Source organism: Azohydromonas australica DSM 1124 (genome assembly GCF_000430725.1).
Classification (GTDB): Bacteria; Pseudomonadota; Gammaproteobacteria; order Burkholderiales; family Burkholderiaceae_C; genus Azohydromonas; species Azohydromonas australica.
Map to the genome: position 1 here is coordinate 10,710 of NZ_KE387218.1, position 23,456 is coordinate 34,165.

Here is a 23,456-nt window from a genome sequence, read left to right on the forward strand (position 1 = left end):
GGGGTGAGCGGGCGCGGCGGCGTGTACTGCGCATGAACGAGAGGCTCGCAACAAGGCCTACTGGCCCGAGGCCATGGAGCACGCGCTGACGGACCCGGACGAGCCGCCCACCGCTGCCCAGTTCCGCGACATGTGCTGCACTGCGCCGGTGTCAAGTTTCCATACGCGGTTGGAGTTCAAGCAGGCACACTGGGGGCGCAGGTCAGGCGCAAGAACTTGCCTCCGTCCAGCACCGCCCGCGAGGTGGCGTGGGCAGCCGGCGTGGTGCCGTGGACAACGGGCGCAAGAGATACGACCCGTGCTCCTTGCAAACCCCTTCAATGATTCGCCCTCTCAGGAATCACCACCGCTTGCACGAGCACGTTCGCGCTCACTACGCTGGCGCTCTTGATCACGCGTGAAGTCGGCCAACGGAACACATTGAACCGACGCACTCCTGGCCCGGCCCTCGGTCTTGCACCACAGTTGCTGGTTGGGGGTGTAGTGGAACAGACCCGCCCAGTGGAGCACGTCGCTCACGCCTGGGGTGGGAGGCCCCTGGACATAGCTCGACGCCTGGTTCACATTCCCGCGGCCGTTGTAGACAGAGGTCGACGGGTACGGGAACACCTTGCGCGTACGCGTCACCGGCGAGGTGGCGTCTCCGGTCGTACGGTACGAGATCACTTGTGCCGCGGGCGCCGTCTGGTCCTCTACCCAGTTCATGAGGGGCGTGAGCATATCGAGCGTTGCGGCGACAGGCCCACCGGCGCAGTGGTAGACGCCGGGAAGCATGTACAGCGTCATGAAGTGGGATGCGGCATCCCAACCCATGTAGTTGCGAACCGCATTGAAATAGTTCAGCGTTCCAAACGGCGAAGTGCCGGGGTCGGCCCAGCCCTGCCACATGATGAGCTTGCCGCCACGTGCAGCAAATGCGGTGAGGTCCGGGTTCGTCGGGTCATTGATGCCGTGCAGGGCATCAAGGTACCGGAACTCCTGGCTCGTGAACCGGATGTTGGCGTTGGTGATGCCGGTTTCGTGGAAGCGGGCCATGTAGTTGGGAAAGTCGTACGAGAACGCGAACTCGCTCGACGTGTCCTGGCTGTAGACCACGCCCGGTGCCAACGCAATGGAGCCAGCCCAGGCCAGCTCAGAGCCGTAAGGCATCCCGCCTGGCGCAAGTAGCCTTCCATTTTCATCCACCGGGCCCTGGTGGATACGGTTCGCGGCGCGCGCCTGCGCCGGTGTCAGGCACGAAGCGTTGTCGGCGCCGTTGCAGATGAGCGAGTTGGCGTTGAAACGACAGGCACGGGGATCCTGGATCATGCCGCTCTCGTCTGCACAAGCGGCCAGCACGGCCTTGGCCAGCGCCGGGATCTTGTCCGACGTGAGGATCGACGTCCCGTTGGGCGCACGGTTCACGCGCACGTTCCACGAGTGAGAGAAGGTATTGGTCGCCGTGTTGTCGATCGTAGGCGCACCGGCGAGGATGCCTTCGTAGTCCTCGGGATAGCGCTGGGCGACGTGCAAGCCGGCGCGACCACCGCTGGAGCAGCCGTCGAAGTACGAAAACTGGACGGGCCGGCCATAGAACGCACGCATGATGGCTTTCACCGCCACCGTCGCCTTGTGGTTGGAGCGGTAGTAGAAGTCGATCAGGCCATCCGGGTTGTTGAGGGCCCACATGCCGTCGGATATGGAGGCGAGGAATCGGTTGGGATTCATCTGACCCACATGCCCGCCGTTATGGCCAGCAACGGCGAGTTCGCCCGAGAGGATGCGCGGACAGTTCGTGGCTGCTGAAGGGCTGTAGCTCACAGGCAAGCTGATGAGGTTGCCGCAATAGCCGCCACAGCCTTGCATGACCAAGCGCCCGGTCCAGTTGTCCATCGGCAGCCGCACGTTGAACTGCAGCTCAGGCGCCACATAGCCGCTGACCACGCACTGAGCCGTCGGGATGCCGTTGCCTGCGGGGGTCTCGAGGGCGGAATTGATCTTGGTGGGGGCGTCCTCCAGCCTGCTGAAGTCCACCTTCATCAGGTCGGCGCAGGACATGACGGGAAGCGTTACCGACCCGCTCATGGCTTGTGCCAGGGGATGCAAGAGCCACAGCGCGGACGCGAACACCACGGCCAGAAGGCTTCGCGGCCTTCGTGCCGGTCCAGACAGGAGAGAAATCATGCTGTCTCCTATTGGCTTGCCAAAGCGGCGGGCAGGCATCAGGCCACGGTCAGGACGATGGACGTTGAACGGCCCAAAGCTGCCTGAGTGAGGTTGCGTCACCACGCTTGACCATGGAGCGCCCTACCCCTCGCAAGAGAATGCGAATTCACCCTCGTTGACTACACCGCCTTGGATCCGGGGAGCTCACGGTAACGGCGCTGTTAACAAAGCCGTTAAGGGCAAACCCGCCTTTCGCGCTGACTCTGGCCCTAGGCACTGATGTAGGGGGGGTGCAATCCTGGAACGCTGATACTCTTTGCAAATGGCTGCCAACGTTTCGACCAAACGAACGCCTGCCACCGTGCCGGGACGAGACACGGAGGTGGTGCGCGCCAGCCTGCTGCGGGCGGCGGCGTCAGAATTTGCCAGTCGGGGATTCGCGGGTGCCCGGCTCGAAGCCATTGCGGCCGAGGCCGGCGCCACGCGGGCGATGATCTACTACTACTTCGGCGGGCGCGAAGGACTGTACATCGCCGTGCTGGAAAACGCGTACCGGGAGATCTGGCTGGCCGAGCAGGCCATCGACACGGACGGCTTGGCGCCGGACCAGGCACTGCGCAAACTGGTCGAGTTCCGCGTGGACTACTACGTGAACCACCCTGTGTTCGTCTCCCTGGTTGCCATCGAAAACCAGCATGAGGCTCGCTACCTCAAGCAACTGCATTCGATGCCGTCATGGTCCGGGCCTTCTTTGGCCCGGACGTCGGAGATCCTGATCCAGGGACAGGCCAGCGGTGTTTTCCGTAAGGACATCGATGTGCTGGATCTCTACCAGCTCATCGTTTCGCTGGGATTCTTCAATGCCTCCAACCGCTACACCTTCGGCGCCATCTTCGGCCGCAACTGGTCCGACGTGGAGCATGTTCGGCAGTTCATTTCGGATGCTGTGTTGCGGTATGCCGATGCTCGCCGGCCAGACGGCAGGTGACTGGGTTTAGCGCACCCGCCAGTCATCAAAAAGCGTTCCGTACCAGTCCAGCAGTGCTACTGCGGCACGGTCCCGCGCCTGGGAGCGGTGAAAGCCAATCGTGCTCGCGAGCTCTCCAGCTACGCCGAGCGACCCGAGGCCATCGAGCACGCGCTGGCGCTGCTAGACCTGGACGAGCCGCCCACCGCTGCCCGCTTCCGTGACCTGTGCAGCACCGCGCCGGCGCCACCCTTCCGCGCGAACCCCGAGCCCAAGCAGGCGCTGCGCGCTGCCGAGATCCGGCGCAAGTACCTGCGGCCGGTGCCTCCCAGAGCGGGCCGCGAGCGCGCCTGGGCCGCCGACATGGTGCGGCGTGCCGATGCTGGCGAGCGCGTTTCAAAGTACGGCCTGCGGCTGGCATTCGATGCGCTGGGGCGGCAGGGCGTGGTGGACTGAACGGCGCTCTTGTCCGGAGTCACTCGGCGATGTCATTGATGGCACGGTCGGCAAAGTATTCGTCATCAAGCCGCATCCACCGCTGCCATCCACGCCAGCGAGATACTCCATGACAAGGCAAGACCTGACGTCGTGTGGCGGAGCCCGCACAGCAAAGCCACCGGGTATCCGAGTTGAGGGCCGGCGCAAGATCCTGCGCTGGCGGTGCGGCCCAGGATCGACCGCAAAGTAGCCTGGTCTGCTGAAACTGTGCAGCAGGCACGTGCCAGGGAGCGGCTGGATCTGGCGGCCAGCAACGGACGCCACACAGCTTCAGCCCGACGGCGTGCTGGTCCGCTGGGCACGGACCGAGCGGCACTGATTCAGGGCTGTCAGTCCTGCTGCGCGCGAATCGAGCCCAGCCACTCCACCAAGTCCCGCATCTGCTCCCGCTGCCGCTCGTTGAGCACGGTGGACAACGCGCCCGAGCCGAGTTGCTGCTCCAGCAAGGCCGTCATGGCGAGCTGCATTTGAGCGTGCCTGGGGTGCGTCTGTATGAGCGCGCCGATGGCCACCGTGAGGCCGGCAATGCTGGCGCGCAACGAGTCGATCCCTGCCGTGAGGTCTTCTTTGTCTTCGCTATCCATGGAGGGCCTTGCCATCGCCGCGCAGCGGCTGGAGTCTTGCGTCTGCAAGCAAGGCGCTCGCCCTACTGGTCCCATGGATGCAGGTTCGTAGCGATGCCCAGTTCCGAAGCTTTGATCAAGGAACCGTAGCACCCGCTGCAAGTAGCATCACCCGAAGGCCATGTCATTAGCGCCCCATCGTCAAAAACCAGCCGGTCCGCCCTCCGGCTCAGCAGCGCCATGGCGGGGTCCCCTTGCCTATAAGCATTGGCCCCCTGCCCCGTTGAACCGGCCTACCTGAAGCGGAAAAGCGCGGTGTGCTCGATGCCGTCGGCAAAGCGCAGGAGCAGCCTGTGGCACTGGCCGCTCCAACCAGGATCGGTTTTCCAGACGAAGGTGTAGATGTCGGTTTCGGCGTCATAGCGCAGGCTGTTGCTGCGGGCCTGCACGGAGTGCTCGATTTCGTCAGTGTTGGCGTCAGCGCGGCATGAGACCCACCGTGAAACCGGGAAACTTTCGGCGAAGATGTCCAGGCCGTGGTTGCCGCCCAGACGGAACCTTACGGTGACGCCTGCGCCTGCCTCGAGCGTATTGATCTCAGGCAGGGCGTTTACGGGGCCACGGAAACCGCCAAATCGGTAGCTGCTCTTGAGTGCCACCGTGTGAAAGACGCCCGCGTCGATCGCCATGATGCCGCGCAGTCCGGAGGGTATGGCTGTCTGGCCAAATGTGCCGTCACCCCAGGCCACCACCGTGCCGTTGCGTTTGAGCGGGCTCTGCAGATTAGGTTCGGCGTCGGCGCGCTGCGACGCCGACCACGGCCAAGCCCGCCAGCATCAGTGCGTAGGTCGATGGCTCAGGAATGCCCGCCACTCTGCCACCGGCGACGACACCCCACTTGCCCCACAGCACGGCTTGGTGGTCCTTGTCGTTTCGCAGCAGCACCGACATCTGCCCCATCAGATGCTCGGTATCTGGCGGCGAGGTAGGGGTTACGAACGCGCTCACTTCCTGCTTGAACGGATCGCCGTCGATAAACTTTGACTGGAAAAACACGCTGGCGTAGGAGCCGTCATTACCAAAGCCGCGACGAGCATCGACCCAAGGCGTACCCCAAGCATCCAGCGTGTACTGCCCGGTAACCCGTATCGCCGTGTTGGCTGACAGCACGAACAGCGGTTGCCCGTCAACGGTGCGGTACAGGGCACGGCTTTGGTATTCGTTGTGCTTGGTATCGGCGTAGCCGTTCACGCTGATATCAAAAGTACCGCCGGCAAGCAGTCCAGCGCTCGAGACGGAGGAAAAGCCGCTCTTGCCGTCGCTGGGGTCTTCGACAAAAGCTGAAGCGGGCACGGTGAAACTGCCCATGGCCCTGTCGCACCCGTTGCCGACGTCGCAGAAGTGGTAGTCGATGAAGGACTGGGCCAGCGCGCCGCCGCTGAACCGCACGTAGGGCGTGATGCCGTCGTTGGGATCCAGATCCACCAGCTCGTAGTGCAGATCGGTGAGGCTGGCGGTGGAACCGACGGCAGCCAAGGCGGGGGCGGATACGGCAACCAGCAAGGTGCTCAGGACGAGTTTCATCAAGGCGTCTCCATCCAGAAAAATGAAGAATTTCTGGGAGCAGAAGGTACGGCGAGCCTGCGCAGCATCCGTGCAAGACCGCCGCCCAAGAACCATCCGTTGTTGCTGGCACGGGTCAAAGGATGCTGACGTTACGTCCGTAACCAAGCCCTTCAGAGCATCGCTGGTCGAGGGGCGGGCCCAGTGCCGTTGCTCCAGATCAGCTCTTGTTTTACGGCCATCGTGACGCTGCAACCAAGTGTCTTCATGCCGGCCAAAGGCTCTTGTCTTCGCTATCCATGGTGATCGTTGCCATGGCCACGCAGGCGGCTGGAGTCCTGCGTGCGCAGGCAAGGCATCGGCGCCTTGCGCCCATGGATGCAGTCTTTCCGTGTCGGTGCTGCGAATGGCCATGCAGCTGCCAGGCGAGCACCGTTTTCACCAGGCGGCTATGGGGTGGACGGACTCCGCGTGCAAATGGGTGCGCTTGGGGTTACGTCCAGTTGCGATCGCTAGGACTAGGGTTCTCACTTATTCGGCAGCCCAGATGCTGACGGCTGGCTGATGGCAGCACTCACTGCCACCCAGTAGAGTCGGCGTCCCACTTCCTGCGCCGAGGCAGCGATGTCTGCATTTGCCGACCGCTTCGTTGGATGCGACTGCCTGCCGGGGCGGCTGAGCGATTTCGACCGGGAGCACTACTTCTCCCTGACCAAGGCCGACGCCGAGGCCGTGAAGGAGCACTTCCGGGAAGCCCACCAGCTGGCCGCGGCGCTGATGGTGCTGTTCATGCGCGTGGCCGGGCGTCCCCTGGACGGTTTCACCGTCCTGCCGCGCAACCTGCTGCGCTGTACGGCCGGCGCCCTTGGCGTAACGGCCCCGTCCATTGCCAGCCTGCGGTCGATCTACAGACGCAAACAGACCCTCTTCACCCACCAGCGCTGGGCCAAGGAGTATCTCGGGCTCACCGAGCTCGATGCCCCGCAGGAGCACGACCTCGTGTCGGCACTGGAGGTGCGAGCGCAGGATGCGGCGCACACCGATGACCTCGTGCAGGTGGCCAGGCACTGGCTCTTCACCCGTCGCATCCTGATTCCCTCGACCCGCCGGCTGCTGGACTGGGCGCGCAATGCCTTTGCCAAGATCGAGACGCAGATCGTGATCTGCGTGGCCGATGCCGTGGGCCGCGCGAAGGCTGCGAAGCTGCTGCTGGCTGTGCACGCGCCGCAGCCCGGCACGGACGTGAGCCGCATCGAATGGCTCAAAACGCCGCCCAGGCGACACAGCCCCACGACGCTGGCCGAGACACTGGAGAAGGTTCGATATCTCAAGACGCTGGGGCGCACGAATGGGACCTTTCCGGCGTGGTGCTGGCGCGGCAGCAGGCCTACGCGCGTCAGATACAGGCTCGGCGGCCCTACAGGACCCGCGACATCAAGCTCGCCGCGCAACTTGTCGAGGTGGTGTGCTTCCTGCGCGTGACGCTGCTGGAGCTCACTGACGCGGCGCTGCACCTGGCCAGCCGGCGCGCGCAGCAACTCGTTCGCTCGGCAGCCGAGCGCGCGCGCACACGGCACGCCCAGGAAAGCGCGAGCCAGCTGCGACAGGCCGCGTTGGCCAAGGCGGTGCTCTACGACGGCACCAAGTCCTGGGAGGAGCGGGTGCTGAAAGCGCAGGAACTGCTGGCCACGGTCGGCGATGCCGTGCCGGTCAGCTTCGCGTCGCGCGTGCGAAGGGCGCTGGCCGACGACTCGACGCGGGTCCATGCCTGCCTCGATGTCCTGTCCGGGCTGGAGTTTCACGGGAGGGCCAAGGATGCTGGCCTTGAGCAGTGGCAGGCGTGGACCGCGTTGCGCGCCCGGGTCGGCCGCGAGGGCGTCGGGCGCAACGACATCCCGGACGTGGGAGCGGCCTGGAGGAGCCTGGTGCAGCAGTCGGACCACAAGGCGGGCTGGCGTGCCTTCGAGGCCAGCACGATGCTGGCATTGCGGCGCAGCCTGCGCCGCGGCTCGGTGTGGATCGACCACTCCCTGAGCTTCCAGGGCCGAGAGCAGTTGCTCATCCCGCCACAGCAGTGGGCGTTGCAGCAGCGCGAGCATGTGGAACTGCCGGGCGTGCCAGGGTCGTTCGACGCGCTGCTGATGCCGCTGGTGGCTGCCATCCACGCGGGCATGCAGGCCCTGGTGGAAGCGCTGCGCGTGGGCAAGGTGGAGATCGGCACGGACCGGATGCTGCACCTGCCGGCCCTGGCGGCGCTGCCCGACGATGGCGAGCCAGTGCGCACGCGCGAGGCCATCTACCAGCGCATCGGCGACGTCCAGCTGCCCGACCTCATCCTTGAGGTGGACGCCGCAACCAACTTCAGCGATGCGCTGCTGGGGCACCGGGCAGCCTCTTCGCAGGAGCTCATCGCCGTGTACGGTGCGCTGCTGGCGCACGGCACGGACCTCGATGCCAGGGGCGTGGCGCACATGATTCCGGGGCTGGATGCCGCTCAGATCCTCGTGGCCATGCGCGCCATCGAGGGCAGCGGGCGGCTGCGCCGCGCTAACGAGCGCGTGGCCGAATTCCAGAGCCGCCTCCCACTGGTGGCACTCTGGGGCGACGGCGACAAGGCGTCGAGCGACATGCCCGCCCTCGATGCGTCACGGCATCTTTGGAACGCGCGCGTCGATCCGCGCCGGCGTACCTACGCCGCGGGCATCTACACCCACCTGCGCGACCGCTGGGGCATCGTCTACGACCAGCCCATTGTGCTGGGCGAGCGCCAAGCTGGAGCCGCCATCGAGGGCGTCGAGCAGCACAACCGGGTCGAGGACCGCATTCGGCTGTCCTTGGTTGCTTGCGATACCCATGGCTGGACGGACGCTGCGATGGGAGTCGCGAAGCTGCTGGGGTTTGATCTGTGTCCGCGCTTGCGCGATCTGGCCGAGCGCAAACTTTTTCTGCCCAGGCCGTATCTCATTCCCGAGGAGTTGGACGCCGTGACGGAGCGACGCGTTTCCCTCAAGGCCATCGAGCTTGGCTGGCCGGAGCTGCTGCGCCTGGCCACGTCGATCCGCAGCGGCCGGGTGTCGGCGGCGCAGGTGATGCAGCGCTTCGGCTCGGCGGCGCGAGGCGACCCCGTGCACAGGGCCGCCGAGCATCTGGGCCGGCTGCTTCGTACGGTGTTTTTGTGCGACTACCTCGCCGTGGCCGACTTTCGGCGCGAGATCCACACGCTGCTCTCGCGGGGGGAATCCGTGCACCAGCTCCAGCGCGCGGTCTACAGCGGTCGCATAGCGCCCGAGCGTGGCCGGCGTCCCGACGAGCTGCGGGCCATCTCGGGTGCTCACAGTCTGCTGACGAACGTCGTGCTAGCTTGGAATACCCAGCGCATGAACGACGTGGTCCTTGCACTGCGCGGCAGCGGCATGCGCATCGAGGACGATTGGCTGCGGCACATCGGGCCGGCTCACTTCGGGCACATCAACTTCCGCGGCACCACGCGCTTTGGAGTCGAAAAATTCTCCGAGTCGCTGTTGCGGGAGAACAGTGGCGAAGCGGCCAGTTTCAAGCTCAGGTAGCGGCTGGCTCGCGCAAGGTTGTAGTGGCACGACAGCGGGGCACAGGACAGAACCCATGTGCACCTGCCTGTGCATGTGCATCAGTCGGCGTATGCGCCGGCCGCCTTGATGACCTTGGACCAGCGAGCCGCCTCTGCCTCTACGAACTTCCTGTGCCCGGCCGGTTCTACGCGCCCATCTGTGACGACGGAAATGCCCAGCGCCTCCTGGCGCTTGATGAGGTCTGGGTCTTTGAGTGAGGCGCGCAGTGCCCCGTTGAGCTTGGTCAAGACCGCGGGCGGCGTGTCCTTGGGCGCGTAGAGGCCGTGCCAGATGGTGACGTTGAAATCACTCAACCCGGACTCGGCCAAGGTCGGTATGGCTGCGAGCGCTGGCAGCTTCATGCGCTGCGCGCTGGTGACGGCGTAGGCCACGACCTTGCCGCTCTCGATCTGCGGCACGCTGTTGGTGGCCTGTTCGCACATCAGGTCCACCTGCCCGCCCATGAGGTCCGTCATGGCCGGACCGGTGCCCTTGTAGGGCACGGTGGTCAGCTGCAGGTTCAGCGCGCTTTGCAGCATCAGCCCGCACAGGTGCGAAGCCGAGCCGACGCCGGCATGGGCCAGGTTGACCTTGCCGCTGTTGGCCGAGAGCCACTTGCGGAGGTCGGCGAAGTTCTTGGCTGGAAGGTTCGTACGCCCGATCAGCGTTGAAGGCGCCTCGTTGATCAGGCCAAGGTAGGCGAAGTCGTCGATTCCCTTGTAGGCCAGCTTGCGGTACAGGGCGGGGGCGGTCGCGAAGCCGATGTGGTGCACCAGCAAGGTGTAGCCGTCCGCCTTGGCGTTGGCCACCTTGGCCGCGCCCAGCGTACCCCCAGCACCACCGACGTTCTCAACCAGGATCGTCTGGTTGCCGAACTGCTTGCGCATCGAGTCGGCCAAGTCCCGGGCAATCTTGTCGCTTGGCCCGCCGGCTGCGAACGGCACGACCAGCGTGATGGGCTTTTCCGGGAACTCGGCCCGCACAGCCTGACCGGTCATGGCCATGAATCCGGCCAGGGTGATGGCACTGGCGCGGTAAATGATTCGACGCATATGTCTTGTCTCCGGATATGTGTTGGGCGGGCTTGTTGCCGCTGTCGATGATCAGAAAACGAATGCGCCAAGGCCAATGCCGGATTTCTCTGGTTTGATGCCTGGCCGGCATGGCCTTGCGCGCATGCCGCCGGCGGGCTCGTTGCCTGCGGCGGCATGCACCCTGGTGCGGTCAGGCGACCGGCCTCACGGGTGCATTGGCATCGGCCACGGTCAGCGCCGTCATATTGACGATGCGGCGCACCGTCGTGCTGGCCGTGAGGACGTGCACCGGCGCCGCGGCGCCAACCAGGATGGGGCCGATGGCGATGTTCCCGCCGGCCACCACCTTCAGCAGGTTGTAGGCGATGTTGGCCGCGTCCATGTTCGGAAACACCAGGAGGTTGGCGTCGCCTTCCAGGGCGGAGCGCGGCATCACCTGCTGCCGCTGGCTGCTGTCGAGTGCCAAGTCGCCATGCATCTCGCCGTCCACTTCGATCCACGACGCGCGCTCGCGCAGCAGAGCCAGCACGCGGCGCATCTTCACGGCGCTGGGCTGGTCGCTGCTGCCGAAGTTGGAATGCGACAGCAGCGCCACCTTCGGCGCCAAGCCAAAGCGCAGCATCTCCTCGGCCGCCATGACGGTGATCTCGGCCAGTTCTTCGGCACTCGGGTCGTAGTTGACGTGCGTGTCCACGAGGAAGACCTGCCGGTTGGGCAGTACGAGGCCGTTCATGCAGGCATAGACCGGCACGCGCTCGCGTTCGTCGCCAGGGCGCGCGCCGCGTTTGCCGATGACCTGGTCGATGTAGCCCAGATGCTGCGCCGTGGTGCCCCAGCTGCCGCAGATCAGGCCGTCCACCTCGCCCTTGTGCAGCAGCATGGAACCGATGAGCGTCAGGCGTCGCCGCATCTCGATCTTGGCCGTCTGCGCCGTCGTGCCCTTGCGCTCCGTCATCGCGTGGTAGGTCTGCCAGAAGTCGCGGTAGCGCTCATCGTGCTCGACGTTGACGATGTCGTAGTCGATGCCTTGCTTGAGGCGCAAGCCGAATTTCTCGATGCGCTGGGCGATCACGGCCGGGCGGCCGATCAGCGTCGGGCGCGCCAGACCCTCGTCCACCACGATCTGCGCCGCACGAAGCACCCGCTCCTCCTCGCCTTCCGCATAGGCCACGCGCTTCTTCGCCGCGCTCTTGGCCATGTCGAAGATCGGCTTCATCGTCGTGCCGGAGGCGTACACGAAGGCCTGCAGCCGCTCCCGATACGCTTGCAGGTCGGGAATCGGGCGTTGCGCCACACCGCTGTGCTTGGCGGCCAGGGCCACCGCGCTGGCGATCTCGATCATCAGCCTGGGGTCGAAGGGCTTGGGAATCAGGTAGTCTGGCCCGAAGGCCATGGTCTCGCCGACGTAGGCCGCTGCAACCCGGTCGCTTTGTTCGGCCTGCGCCAACTGCGCAATGGCATGCACCGCCGCGATCTCCATCTCGTCGGTGATGGTTGTGGCCCCGCAGTCCAGCGCCCCACGGAAGATGTAGGGGAAGCACAGGACGTTGTTGACTTGGTTCGGGTAGTCGGCGCGGCCGGTGGCCATGACCGCGTCGTCACGCACGGCGCGCACCGCCTCCGGCGTGATCTCGGGCGTCGGGTTGGCCAGCGCGAAGATCACGGGGCGCGAGGCCATGCGCTCGACCATGGCCGCCTCGAGCACGCCGCCCGCGGACAGGCCCAGGAAGACGTCCGCGCCGCCGATCACGTCCGCCAGCGTGCGCGCATCGGTGTTCTGTGCGAACTCGCGCTTGTCCTCGTCCATCAGCTCCTTGCGGCCCTCGTAGACCACGCCGGCCAAGTCGGTGACGAACACGTTCTCGCGCTTCAGTCCCACCTTGAGCAGCAATTTCAGGCAGGCGAGCGCAGCCGCCCCGGCGCCGGAGGCCACCAGCTTGACCTGCGCGATGTCCTTGCCCACGACCTTGAGCGCGTTGAGCATGGCTGCCGCTACCGTGATGGCGGTGCCGTGCTGATCGTCGTGGAAGACAGGGATCTTGAGCCGCCGGCGCAGCTCACGCTCCACGTAGAAGCAGTCCGGCGCCTTGATGTCTTCCAGGTTGATCGCGCCGAAGGTAGGCTCCAGCGCGGCGATCACGTCCACCAGCTTCTTCGAATCCTTCTCGTCAATCTCAATGTCGAACACGTCCACGCTGGCGAACTTCTTGAACAGGACGGCCTTGCCCTCCATCACCGGCTTGGAGGCCAGGGCGCCGATATCGCCCAGGCCCAGCACGGCCGTGCCGTTGCTGATGACAGCCACGAGGTTGCCGCGGGCGGTGTACCGATAGGCGTTGGCCGGGTCGGCGATGATCTCCTCGCACGGCGCGGCCACGCCGGGCGAGTAGGCCAGCGACAGGTCGCGCTGGTTGACCAGTGGTTTCGTTGCGGCCACCGCAAGTTTGCCGGCGGGCGATTGGGCGTGATAGTCGAGCGCGGCTTGGCGCAGGTCTTTGGAGTGGGTGGTCATGGTGGTCAGGACTGAAGCGTTGGGGTAGATGGCGTCGCGCGCTGGAGTCAGGAGCGGACCGGCAGGTCGCCTGCAGTCAACGGCGAGCTCTCCATCGGCAAGCCATCGCCTGCCTGGGCCTGCGCGACACCGCCGCCGGTCACCTCGTGCCAGCGCGCCTCGTCGAATGCCCCTTCCCACTTGGCCACCGCGATCGTGGCCAGCCCGTTGCCGATCAGGTTGGTGATGGCGCGCGCTTCGTTCAGGAAGCGATCCACCCCCAGCAGCAGAACCAGCCCGGCCACGGGAATGGTGTGCAGGCTGCCCAGCGTGGCGGCCAGCGTCACGAAGCCTGCGCCGGCCACGCCCGCAGAGCCCTTGGACGTGAGCATCAGCACGCTCAGGATCACCAGCTGGTCGGACAGCGACAGCGGCACGTTGGTGGCCTGTGCCACAAATACCGCTGCGATGGTCAGGTAGATCGCCGTGCCGTCCGGGTTGAAGGTGTAGCCCGCGGGCAGGACCATGCCGACGATGCTCTTGCGGCAGCCTGCGGCTTCGAGCTTCTTCATCATCTGCGGCAGCACCGACTCCGTGGACGCCGTGCCGAAGGTGATGAGCAACTCCTCACGGATGTAGCGCAGGTAAGAGCGTATCGAGATGCGGCAGATCCGGGCCACCGCGCCGAGCACGACCAGCACGAACAGCGCGCAGGTGGCGTAGACCGCCACGATGAGCTTGCCGTAGGCGGCCATGGAGCCGATGCCGTACTTGCCGATGGTGAAGGCAATCGCACCGAAGGCACCGATGGGGGCGAGCACCATCACCATGCGCACGATGCCGAACATGCCCTGCAGGAACATGTCCAGCATGTCGATGAAGGGCCGCACGCGGTCACCGAAGCGCGACATGGCCGCCCCGAACAGCACGGCAAACAGCAAGATCTGCAGCACGTTGCCTTCGGCGAAGGAGCCGACGACCGACTTCGGGATGACGTTCATGAGGAAGTCGACGGCGCCCGTGTGCTGGCTCTCGGCCATGCTCGTATAGGCCGAGATCGACTTGCCGTCGAGCGCTGCCGGATCGACGTTCATGCCCACGCCGGGCTTGATGACGTTGACCACCAGCAGGCCCACCACCAGCGCGAGAGTCGAGAGCACCTCGAAGTACAGCAGCGCCTTGGCGCCCACCTTGCCGACCTCCTTGAGGTCGCCCATGCGGGCGATGCCCACGACGATGGTGGCGAAGATGACGGGCGCCAACAGCATCTTGATGAGCTTGATGAAGCCGTCGCCCAGCGGCTTCATGTCGGTGCCGATGGCCGGGTAGAAGTGTCCCAGCGCCACACCCAACAGGATGCCGATCAGGACCTGCACGTACAGCCGGCGCAGGAGCGGTACCCGTGCCGTGGAAGCGGCCGTCTCAATGCTCATGATGTCTTATATGGACTACAGGGACTTCCCGCCCTGTCAAGCTACTTCGTTGGCATGTGTCTGTTTCCCTGATCTGAACTGCTCAACCTGAAGTACGTGCACAGAGATGGGACTGCAAATCTACAGACGACCTTATGGCACCAAAGCATTGCGGTGCGGGTCCAGATACCAACCGCTCAGCAGGACTCCATTCGCCCCGAGTCGCTGCCCACAAGGAGCACGACTGTCCATATACCGAGTTCACCTGCTGCCGGTCCTACCTGTGTGACGTATCTTCGCTTCGCAGCTCTTTCAACGGGCTATGTGGTTAAGGGGTTCGTCGGCGAGTGCCATTAACCGAGGCCAGCACACCGTTGTGGCATGACAGACACATGATTCGGGTCGAACTTGGCACCTCGTGTAAGGACAGCCCACAAGATCCGAGCGTTCTTGTTGGCCAGGGCCACTGCGGCCTTCTGCCAGCCAGTGCGCATCATGAGCTGCACCATCCACTGCGATATCCGGTCATGGCGCTTATGAGCACTTCGCAGCGCGCATTTCGCTCCTTGTATCAACAAGGTGCGCAGGTAATCATCTCCACGTTTTGTAATGCCACCAAGGTTTGTCTTGCCGCCGCTGGAACACTGGGTAGGAACCAAGCCCAACCAAGCTCCGAATTGTGCTCCCGACCTGAACTGCGCCAAGTCGCCTACGCAGGCAATCAGTGCCGAGGCGCCAATGGGGCCGACTCCACAAAGATGCATAGCGGCTTTGGCTTCTTCACTGCTGCGCACGTGTGCTGCGATGCGTTCATCGCACCACGCAATGCGCTCTTCAAGTTCTCGCCAATGTGCCTGTGCCTGCTGCAACGCCAGGCGGGCGACCGTTGGTAGGCCGCTGTTCGCATCCTCCATGGCGTCCGGTAGAGCACGTCGCAGCGCTTCTGGCGACTGAGGGAACACCAGTCCGAACTCCGCTAACAGCCCGCGGATTCGGCTGATGCAGCCCGTGCGCTCTTCCTTGTAGCCCTCGCGCAGTCGATGGACCATCATCATGCCCTGCTGGTCCACCGACTTCACCGGCACGAACCGCATGCTCGGTCGCGAAGCAGCCTCGCACACTGCAGCGGCGTCATTGGCGTCGTTCTTGCCCGACTTGCCCTGCATGCGGTACGGAGCCACGAAATGGGCAGCGATGATACGAGCATCCAGTCCCATGGACTTCAAACGCCGAGCCCAGTGGTGAGAACCTCCGCAGGCCTCCATCGCGATGAGGCACCCCGGTGGTAGCTGGGCGCACCAGGGCAAGAATTTCTCGCGCTGCAGTGCCTTGTTTACCACCACGCGTCCCTGGGCATCCACCGCGTGTACTTGGAGCACGTGCTTGGCCAGATCAACACCTACCCGAACGATTTCACCTCGTGTAATGTCGCTCATGGGGCTTCTCCTGTTCGCTCCGAATGACGATCCACAGGTCAATCTTGGTGCTTCGACACCGTCAAAGAACTGGGGAAGTCCCTTCGTATTCGCCCCCTTTTGCCAAGCTCTCAGTGTATGAAGGCGTGAAGGAAGATTGCACCCGTACATCCGGACTTTGGTGCGAGGACAAACTCGCTGTCCCTGATGGGTTCTGCTGACCGGCTTCTCAATCGCTCTCACGCACTCTGGGTGCCAAACGAATCACGGGTTGAGCCGGTCACGGTCTGACCTGTCATGCCATCACTTGCTGAATAGCCTGAGCAATCGGTGGTCTGGATCTCCTGATTTGGTTGTGAGGTTTTAAACGTCTCCGGTCCAACTGCACTATGCAGTTGGGCAGCCTGCTGAGTAGCCGGGTTGGTATTCGCGGTCTTGAGCCAATAGCGCCCACACTACACGTGCATTCTTGTTGGCCAGCGCAACGGCCGCGACGTTGGCGTGGCGCCGCGCAAGCAATTTGGTGAGCCAGTTCTCCACCTGCTCCTTTCTGCGTAAGGAGGCAGAGAGAATGGCGCGCGCACCGTGGATCAGTAGCGTGCGCAGGTACGCGTCGCCACGCTTTACTGATACCCAGCAGCACATTCTTGCCGCCGCTGGAATTCTGGCGTGGCACCAAGCCTAACCAAGCGGCAAACTGACGGCCATTTGAGAAATTCTTCGCATCGCCCACTGCGGCCACTAATGCACTAGCAGTTACAGCTCCGATGCCGGGAACCGCTGCCAGTTTGCGACTCAACGCGTTATTGCGATGCCAAGCCGCAATTTGGCCTTCGATCTCGCCGACTTGGCGGTCAAGTTCCTTTAGGTGGTCCAATAACCGCTGCATTAGATGCCGGAATGCTCCTGGCAGTTCGTTTGTTGCATCTTCGATCAACTCAGGCACACGCAGGGTGAGGTGCGCCATTCCCTGCGGAATAATTCAACGCTTCCACTTTGGCACGTCGATGCCGTTACGGGTGGGGGCGTCCATCCCATTGCTCTCGTTGTAGATGTGTTTGTGGTGCAGCCGTGAATCCATCAGCCGCATGGGCAACCGCGGCCATCCGACGTTGTTCACGCCCGCGCCGGTCACGGCCGACGTTGAGCTAAAAAATCTGTGGCTGGGCACCGAAGAAGTGCTCGATGAGCATTGCAACAGAATCCAAAATTGCCGGAAAGAGAATGTGCCGGGTCTGATTTACTTCGCATGCTCACGCTGACATCAAATTTTCTGCGCTTGCGCCAATAGAGGAGCTGCCAGAAGAAACTCTACTGGTAATGGTTTTGATTTAATAGGCATTCTTGTCAAAAAATACCAATCTCGCGGTTCGCATCATGATGTGAAGGTCCAGCGCAAGAGACCAGTTGCGCAAGTATTCGAGGTCATATTCCACTCGTGCCTGCATTTTATGGATAGTGTCGGTTTCACCGCGATGGCCATTGACCTGGGCCCAGCCTGTAATTCCCGGTTTGACCTTATGGCGTACCATGTACGCCTTGATAAGCTTACGGTACTCCTCGTTATGGGCCACGGCATGCGGTCGTGGACCAACAATGCTCATGCTGCCCTGGAGTACGTTGAAAAACTGAGGAAGCTCGTCCAGTGAGGTGCGGCGCAGAAATGCACCAAGCGGTGTGATTCGCGGGTCATGCCGTGTCGCTTGGCGCACTACCTCGCCGTTTTCTTGACAAGTCATTGTGCGAAATTTGTAGACCAGTATTTCGCTGCCATCCAATCCATTGCGTCGTTGTTTGAAAATTACAGGTCCGGGAGATGAGCGTTTGACGGCTATTGCTATCGCAATCAGTATTGGCGAGATCAAGGCCAAGATCGTCGAGGCAATAACCAAATCAGAAATTCGCTTGACGAGTTCGTTTGTGCCGGTAAATGGGGTCTCGCAAATTCCAACTACAGGAATGCCGTTCATGTCCTGAAGTCTGCCTTGAATGATGCTTATTCCAAATACATCAGGGACGAAAAAGATGGAGGCCGTAGTACCTTGAAGGGATTCAAGCAGTTCTACGATCCGAGGCTGCAGGCCCAGTGGCAGGGTGATATAAACCTCTTTGATGCCGTGCGTACGGATATAAGGCGCAACCTCCTGCAAGGTGCCAAGTACCGTACTGGCTTCCTCGTGCACACGGGCGTCTTGGCGGTCGTCGAAATGACCTACGAACACACTGCCTTGGTCAGCAGTTTCACGCAACGCCCTGGCTACCTTTACGCCCAACAGTCCGCTACCTACCACGACGGCCGGCCGTCGCAGCACAGGAAGCGCGGCTCGGCGCCGCAAGATGAACTGTCCCGTGCATACGCCTATCCACAACAGTACCGGCGTAATGACCGCCCAGGTCAATAGCACACGCCGATTGAAGTAGCCCAGGCTCTGTGTGGCGTAGCCACACAACATCAATGCCAGCAGTAGCACAACCCAGCTATTGACGATATCCATAGCCGCTGCTGGTAGTGGGTCTTTGAAGCGCTGGCGCCCTGGAAAGGTCAGTGCGAACACCAGCAGGCCCAGCGTGAGCGCTGGTCGTTCTATGGGTTGGCCATACCACTTGGTGGCAAGCAGGAACACCACCACCGCGATGGTGGGTTCCATGAAGGCTGCCACGAGGGAAGTGACTGATTGAGGGGCGCTGTAGAACGTCCGTTTGTAACTACGATGGGCGATCATGGAATCCGGTTGACCTGCGTTGGGTGCGGCATGGACAAGCCATGCCGACAGACCAGTTCCTTCCCCCTTTTCTTGCCGGCCATTCTCGGCCCTGTGTCGGTCTGCACCGGCTCGCTTCCCACAGATGCGGGCGTCCAAACCCGGGTGCCTACAATGCCGCGCATGTTGCAAGCCCTCAACGCCCTGTTGGCCCCCGCTCTGATGGAGCGGCTGACCCTGCTCCTGAATCATGTGCTTGACAGCGAGCCTGCGGCGCGCGAGTTGCTTCGCCCCCGCCAGGGCGCGCTGGTGCAGTTCCATCTTGAACAATGGCCCCGGCTGCTGCCACCGACGCCCACGCTGTGTTGGCGCATCACGCCGGCAGGGCTGCTGGAGTGGTGCGATACCCCCCCGACGGCGGCTCAGCTGCATGTACGGGTGGACGCCTCCAACCCTGCCATGCTGATGGCTCAGGCGTTGGCCGGCTCGCAGCCGGCACTCAGGCTTGACGGTGACGCCGCGCTGGCCGCGGACATCAACTGGCTGCTGCAGAACCTGCGCTGGGACATGGCTGCCGATCTGGAGCGGGTGCTGAGCCCCGCAGCAGCGCAGCAGCTCAGCGCGCTGGGTGCAGCACTGGCGCGCGGCTTGCGGCAGACCGTGCTTGGCGGCACGGTGCGCTGGCGTGCCGCTTCATGAGGCAGTTTGCTCGGCTGATCTACATCGCGTTCACCGTCCTGCGCTTCGGCCTGGACGACATCGCGCTGTCGCACTTCCGCCAGCGTTGGGTCCGCGCGCTGGCCGCCGTCGTGACCGTCGGGCGCCGCTACGACGAAGCGCGCGGCGTGCGCCTGCGCCAGGCGCTGGAGCGGCTGGGACCGATCTTCGTCAAGTTCGGCCAGGTGCTGTCCACGCGGCGCGATCTGCTGCCGCTGGACGTGGCCGATGAACTGGCCAGGCTGCAGGACCGCGTCGCGCCGTTCCCGAGCGTGCAGGCCGTGGCGTTGGTGGAGGCAGCTTTCGGGCGGCGCATCGACGAGCTGTTCACGAATTTCAGCCCCGAGCCGGTGGCCAGCGCTTCCATCGCGCAGGTGCACTTCGCCACCCTGCGCGACGGCCGGGAGGTGGCGGTCAAGGTGCTGCGCCCGGGCATGCTGGCCGTCATCGAGGACGACCTGGCGCTGCTGCACCGCCTGGCACGCTGGGCCGAGCGCGTCAGCCCCGATGCGCGGCGGCTCAAGCCGCGCGAGGTCGTGGCCGAGTTCGACATCTACCTGCACGACGAGCTGGACCTGGTGCGCGAGGCGGCCAACGCGGCCCACCTGCGGCGCAACATGGATGGGCTCAACCTCGTGATGGTCCCCGAGATGATCTGGGACCTCTGCGCCCCGGGCGTCATCGTGATGGAGCGCATGCATGGCGTGCCCATCAGCCAGATCGGCCGCCTGCGCGAGGCGGGCGTGGACATCCCCAAGCTGGCCCGCGACGGCGTGACGATCTTCTTCACGCAGGTGTTCCGCGACGGCTTCTTCCATGCCGACATGCATCCCGGCAACATCCAGGTTAGCCTGGATCCGGCCACCTTCGGGCGCTACATCGCGCTGGACTTCGGGATCATGGGCACGCTCACCGAGGTGGACAAGGAATACCTGGCGCAAAACTTCATTGCCTTCTTCCGCCGCGACTACAAGCGCGTGGCGGAGCTGCATCTGGAGTCGGGCTGGGTACCGCCGGGCACTCGCATCGACTCCCTGGAGTCGGCCATTCGCGCCGTGTGCGAGCCGCACTTCGACCGCCCGCTCAAGGACATCTCGCTGGGCCAGGTGCTGCTGCGCCTGTTCCAGACTTCGCGCCGCTTCAACGTCGAGATCCAGCCCCAGCTCGTGCTGCTGCAGAAGACGCTGCTCAACGTCGAAGGGCTGGGGCGCCAGCTCGATCCCGAGCTCGACCTGTGGGCGACGGCCAAGCCGTTCCTGGAGCGCTGGATGAACGAGCAGATCGGCTGGCGCGCGCTGGTGGACCGCCTCAAGCACGAGGCGCCGCACTACGCGCGGCTGCTGCCCGAAGTGCCCCGCCTGCTGCACCACGCGCTGCAGCGCTCGCCCGGCAAGGGCGAAGATTCCCAGGCGCTGCTGCTGGCCCTCCTGTCCGAGCAGCGCCGGACCAACCGGCTGCTGCAGGGCATTCTCTGGGGCGCCCTGGGCTTCGCGCTGGGGGTAGGCCTGATGCGCCTGGCGCTGCGGCTGCACGTGCTGATGCCGCTTTGATGCCGGGCTGAAGGCGCTGCTCCGCGTGGGCTTGCTGCCCGTTTGTGCCGCGGATTGCAGGCACGGCGGCGAGGCGTCAAGGAGCGTGCAAGCTTGCCCCCCGCGATGCAGGGGATAATGCGCGCGCTTTTTCGGCGCCGCCGTCCGGCGGCGCCTTCCCCAGCCTTTCCCCGACCGCAGGCCGTTCCATGCTGCTGACCCTGGTCCTCGTCTACCTGCTGCTGACCATTGCCATCGGCCTGTGGGCCGCCAAGCGGGTCAAGAACACCTCGGACTTTGCGGTCGCAGGCCGCCACCTGCCGCTGGTGATGATCGTCACCACTACCTTCGCCACCTGGTTCGGCTCCGAGACGGTGCTGGGCATCCCGGCCAAGTTCGTGCAGAACGGGCTGGGCGAGGTGGTGGAGGATCCGTTCGGCGCGGGCACCTGCCTGATCCTGGTCGGCGTCTTCTTCGCCGCCAAGCTCTACCGCATGTCGCTGCTGACCATCAGCGACTACTACCGCGAGCGCTACGGCCGCGGCGTCGAGGTGGTGTGCTCGCTGATCATCATCGTCAGCTACCTGGGCTGGGTCTCGGCGCAGGTCACGGCGCTGGGCCTGGTGTTCAACCTGCTCTCGGGCGACGCCATCAGCGTGCCGGCGGGCATGGTGCTGGGCACCGCTTCCATCCTGGCCTACACGCTCTTCGGCGGCATGTGGTCGGTGGCGGTGACGGACTTCATCCAGATGATCATCCTGGTCGCCGGCCTGGCGATCATCGCCGTCTTCGCCGCCGACCAGGCCGGCGGCGCCGACAAGGTGATCGCGCTGGCCACGAGCAAGGACCTGTTCCGCTTCCTGCCCGAGCCGACCTTCACCGACATCGTGTTCTTCATTGCCGCGGCGATCACGATGATGCTGGGCTCGATTCCGCAGCAGGACGTGTTCCAGCGGGTGATGTCGGCCAAGGACATCAACGCCGCCACCAAGGGCCCGGTGATCGGCGGCGTGTGCTACATCGCCTTCGCCTTCGTGCCGATGTTCCTGGTCACGAGCGCGCTGATCATCATGCCGGAGCAGGCCACCGAGCTCATCGAGCAGGATCCGCAAAAGGTGCTGCCCACGCTGGTGCTGGAGCACATGCCTTTCGTGATGCAGGTGCTGTTCTTCGGCGCGCTGCTGTCGGCCCTCAAGAGCACGGCCTCGGCCACGCTGCTGGCGCCCTCGGTGACCTTCGTGGAGAACGTCTGGCGCCAGTTCTTCCCGCGCCAGAGCGACCGCCAGGAGTTGCGCACCATGCGCATCGCGGTGCTGGTGTTCAGCGTGCTGGTGTGCACCTACGCCATCCTCTCCGAGGGCACGCCGATCTACGACATGGTCTCCGGCGCGTACCAGGTGACGCTGGTGGGCGCCTTCGTGCCGCTCACCGCCGGGCTGTACTGGAAGCGCGCCACCACGCAGGGCGCCATCTTTTCGATCGTGCTGGGCATCCTGACCTGGGCCATGTTCCTGGCCACGCCGGCGGGCGAGATGTTCCCGGCGCAACTCGCGGGCTTCCTGATGGGCGCGCTGGGCATGCTGGTGGGCTCGCTGGGTCCGCAGGCGCTCAAGAACCGCCATGGCTCGCACCATGCGCTGCGCGGCCTCGACAGCGGCTTGAAAGCCTGATGCGTGACCTTATCTGCGGCCGCGGGCGCGGCGCCTATTCCTTGCGACATCGCCGCCCCACCTCGGGCTTTATAATTTTTCGTTTTGCATCAAAGGCTTAGCCATGCCGATCTACGCTTATCGCTGTTCCGCCTGCGGTCACGCGAAGGACGTGCTGCAGAAGATGTCCGACCCCGTGCTGAGCACCTGCCCGGCCTGTGGCGCCGAGGCCTTCAGCAAGCAGCTCACTGCCGCGGGCTTCCAGCTCAAGGGTTCGGGTTGGTACGTGACCGACTTCAAGGGCGGCAGTGGCGGCACCTCCGCGCCGGCCGCAGCTGCCAGCAAGGCGGCCGAGCCGGCCGCGGCGTCCTCGTCGTCGTCCGATGCCGCGCCGGCAGCGGGCTGCGGCGGCGCCTGCGCCTGCCACTGATGCCTTTGGGCAAGGGCCGTCGCGCGTGAAGAAATACATCGTTGCCGGGCTGCTGGTCTGGATGCCGCTGGCCGTCACGGTCTGGGTGCTGCTGTGGGTGCTCGGCCTGATGGACGGCGTGTTCGACTGGCTGCTGATCGCCGCATCGGCCGTGCTGCCGCTGTCGGCGCAGGCCGGCCTGGACGACCTGCGCAAGATCCCGTTCCTGAGCGTGCTGGTGATGGTGGCTGGGCTGCTGCTGACCGGCGTGTTCGCGGCCAACGTGCTGGGCCAGTGGTGGCTGCGGCAGTGGGACCGGCTCATGGGCCGCATCCCCATCGTCAAGTCGATCTACAGCTCGGTCAAGCAGGTTTCGGACACGCTGTTCTCCAGCAGCGGCAACGCCTTCCGCGAAGCGGTGCTGGTGCAGTACCCGCGCGCGGGCTCCTGGACCATCGCCTTCGTCACCGGCCGCCCCGGCGGCGAGGTGGCCACCCAGCTCGGCGGCGGCGAGCACGTGAGCCTGTACGTGCCCACCACGCCCAACCCGACCTCGGGCTTCTTCCTGATGGTGCCGCGCGCCGACGTGGTGCCGCTGCAGATGAGCGTGGACGAAGCGCTCAAGTACATCATCTCGATGGGCGTCGTCGCCCCGCCTCCGCCCGTGGCGGCCCCTGTCGCGCCGCTGCCGCTGCGAAACCGCGCCGGCTGAACGACGCCGGCGCCATCTTCCCCACAGGCCGCCGGCCGCGGCGGCCTCCCGAACAAGTCTCCT

16 protein-coding genes and 2 pseudogenes are annotated in these 23,456 nt (G+C 64.4%); 8 read left to right on the forward strand and 10 right to left on the reverse strand.

Annotated features, from left to right (window positions below; genetic code table 11):
* Window positions 1-333: 333 nt before the first annotated feature.
* Window positions 334-2,163, reverse strand: a complete 1,830-nt coding sequence (locus H537_RS48150) for a tannase/feruloyl esterase family alpha/beta hydrolase (RefSeq protein ID WP_169517189.1) — start codon at window positions 2,161-2,163, stop codon at window positions 334-336.
* 304 nt (window positions 2,164-2,467) lie between these two features.
* Between H537_RS48150 and H537_RS0138155 the strand changes: the two genes are divergently transcribed.
* Together H537_RS0138155 and H537_RS0138160 are read left to right on the forward strand one after the other, a co-directional pair.
* Entirely contained in the window at window positions 2,468-3,133 is a 666-nt protein-coding gene (locus H537_RS0138155; RefSeq protein WP_029002044.1) for a TetR/AcrR family transcriptional regulator, read from the forward strand.
* Window positions 3,134-3,220: 87 nt separating this feature from the next.
* A complete protein-coding gene (locus H537_RS0138160; RefSeq protein WP_029002045.1) occupies window positions 3,221-3,568 on the forward strand; it encodes a hypothetical protein in 348 nt (115 codons plus the stop codon).
* 371 nt (window positions 3,569-3,939) lie between these two features.
* Here H537_RS0138160 and H537_RS0138165 read toward each other — a convergent pair whose 3' ends face one another.
* The 3 genes from H537_RS0138165 to H537_RS54115 all read right to left on the reverse strand — a co-directional run bounded on the left by H537_RS0138165 (window position 3,940) and on the right by H537_RS54115 (window position 5,757).
* Entirely contained in the window at window positions 3,940-4,194 is a 255-nt protein-coding gene (locus H537_RS0138165) for a hypothetical protein (protein WP_029002046.1), read from the reverse strand.
* 272 nt (window positions 4,195-4,466) lie between these two features.
* Complete coding sequence (locus H537_RS0138170; protein WP_029002047.1) at window positions 4,467-4,862, reverse strand: PxKF domain-containing protein; 396 nt, start codon at window positions 4,860-4,862, stop codon at window positions 4,467-4,469.
* A gap of 94 nt (window positions 4,863-4,956) precedes the next feature.
* Complete coding sequence (locus H537_RS54115; protein ID WP_029002048.1) at window positions 4,957-5,757, reverse strand: PEP-CTERM sorting domain-containing protein; 801 nt, start codon at window positions 5,755-5,757, stop codon at window positions 4,957-4,959.
* A 603-nt stretch (window positions 5,758-6,360) separates the two neighbouring features.
* Between H537_RS54115 and H537_RS48155 the strand changes: the two are divergent.
* A pseudogene (locus H537_RS48155) lies at window positions 6,361-9,302 on the forward strand (Tn3 family transposase).
* Between the two features lie 80 nt (window positions 9,303-9,382).
* Here H537_RS48155 and H537_RS0138185 read toward each other — a convergent pair.
* The 6 genes and pseudogenes from H537_RS0138185 to H537_RS52010 form a co-directional block, all read right to left on the reverse strand.
* Window positions 9,383-10,375: a tripartite tricarboxylate transporter substrate-binding protein gene (locus tag H537_RS0138185; RefSeq protein ID WP_029002049.1), complete on the reverse strand. Its 993-nt coding sequence runs from the start codon at window positions 10,373-10,375 to the stop codon at window positions 9,383-9,385.
* A 172-nt stretch (window positions 10,376-10,547) separates the two neighbouring features.
* On the reverse strand, window positions 10,548-12,869 hold the full coding sequence (locus H537_RS0138190) for an NADP-dependent malic enzyme (protein ID WP_043462068.1): 2,322 nt from the start codon (window positions 12,867-12,869) through the stop codon (window positions 10,548-10,550).
* 47 nt (window positions 12,870-12,916) lie between these two features.
* On the reverse strand, window positions 12,917-14,281 hold the full coding sequence (dctA, locus tag H537_RS0138195; protein ID WP_051244599.1) for a C4-dicarboxylate transporter DctA: 1,365 nt from the start codon (window positions 14,279-14,281) through the stop codon (window positions 12,917-12,919).
* 332 nt (window positions 14,282-14,613) lie between these two features.
* Window positions 14,614-15,696, reverse strand: a complete 1,083-nt coding sequence (locus H537_RS52000) for an IS110 family RNA-guided transposase (protein WP_084151284.1) — start codon at window positions 15,694-15,696, stop codon at window positions 14,614-14,616.
* Window positions 15,697-16,062: 366 nt separating this feature from the next.
* A pseudogene (locus H537_RS52005) lies at window positions 16,063-16,657 on the reverse strand (IS110 family RNA-guided transposase); the annotation flags it as partial.
* Between the two features lie 349 nt (window positions 16,658-17,006).
* Complete coding sequence (locus H537_RS52010; protein WP_238446956.1) at window positions 17,007-18,323, reverse strand: undecaprenyl-phosphate glucose phosphotransferase; 1,317 nt, start codon at window positions 18,321-18,323, stop codon at window positions 17,007-17,009.
* 105 nt (window positions 18,324-18,428) lie between these two features.
* Here H537_RS52010 and H537_RS0138210 point away from each other — a divergent pair, with 105 nt between their 5' ends.
* The 5 genes from H537_RS0138210 to H537_RS48165 all read left to right on the forward strand — a co-directional run bounded on the left by H537_RS0138210 (window position 18,429) and on the right by H537_RS48165 (window position 23,393).
* The gene (locus tag H537_RS0138210; RefSeq protein ID WP_441293990.1) at window positions 18,429-19,076 is read left to right on the forward strand and encodes a hypothetical protein; all 648 of its coding nucleotides are present in this window, start codon (window positions 18,429-18,431) and stop codon (window positions 19,074-19,076) included.
* On the forward strand, window positions 19,073-20,644 hold the full coding sequence (gene ubiB / locus H537_RS0138215; RefSeq protein WP_029002054.1) for a ubiquinone biosynthesis regulatory protein kinase UbiB: 1,572 nt from the start codon (window positions 19,073-19,075) through the stop codon (window positions 20,642-20,644). Before H537_RS0138210 ends, ubiB begins: the two co-directional genes overlap by 4 nt.
* Before the next feature lie 188 nt (window positions 20,645-20,832).
* Complete coding sequence (locus H537_RS0138220) at window positions 20,833-22,293, forward strand: high affinity choline transporter 1 (RefSeq protein ID WP_029002055.1); 1,461 nt, start codon at window positions 20,833-20,835, stop codon at window positions 22,291-22,293.
* A 103-nt stretch (window positions 22,294-22,396) separates the two neighbouring features.
* Window positions 22,397-22,702 (forward strand): FmdB family zinc ribbon protein, encoded by a 306-nt coding sequence (locus H537_RS0138225; RefSeq protein WP_029002056.1) that lies wholly within the window; start codon window positions 22,397-22,399, stop codon window positions 22,700-22,702.
* 25 nt (window positions 22,703-22,727) lie between these two features.
* A complete protein-coding gene (locus H537_RS48165) occupies window positions 22,728-23,393 on the forward strand; it encodes a DUF502 domain-containing protein (protein WP_043462096.1) in 666 nt (221 codons plus the stop codon).
* Window positions 23,394-23,456: the final 63 nt, after the last annotated feature.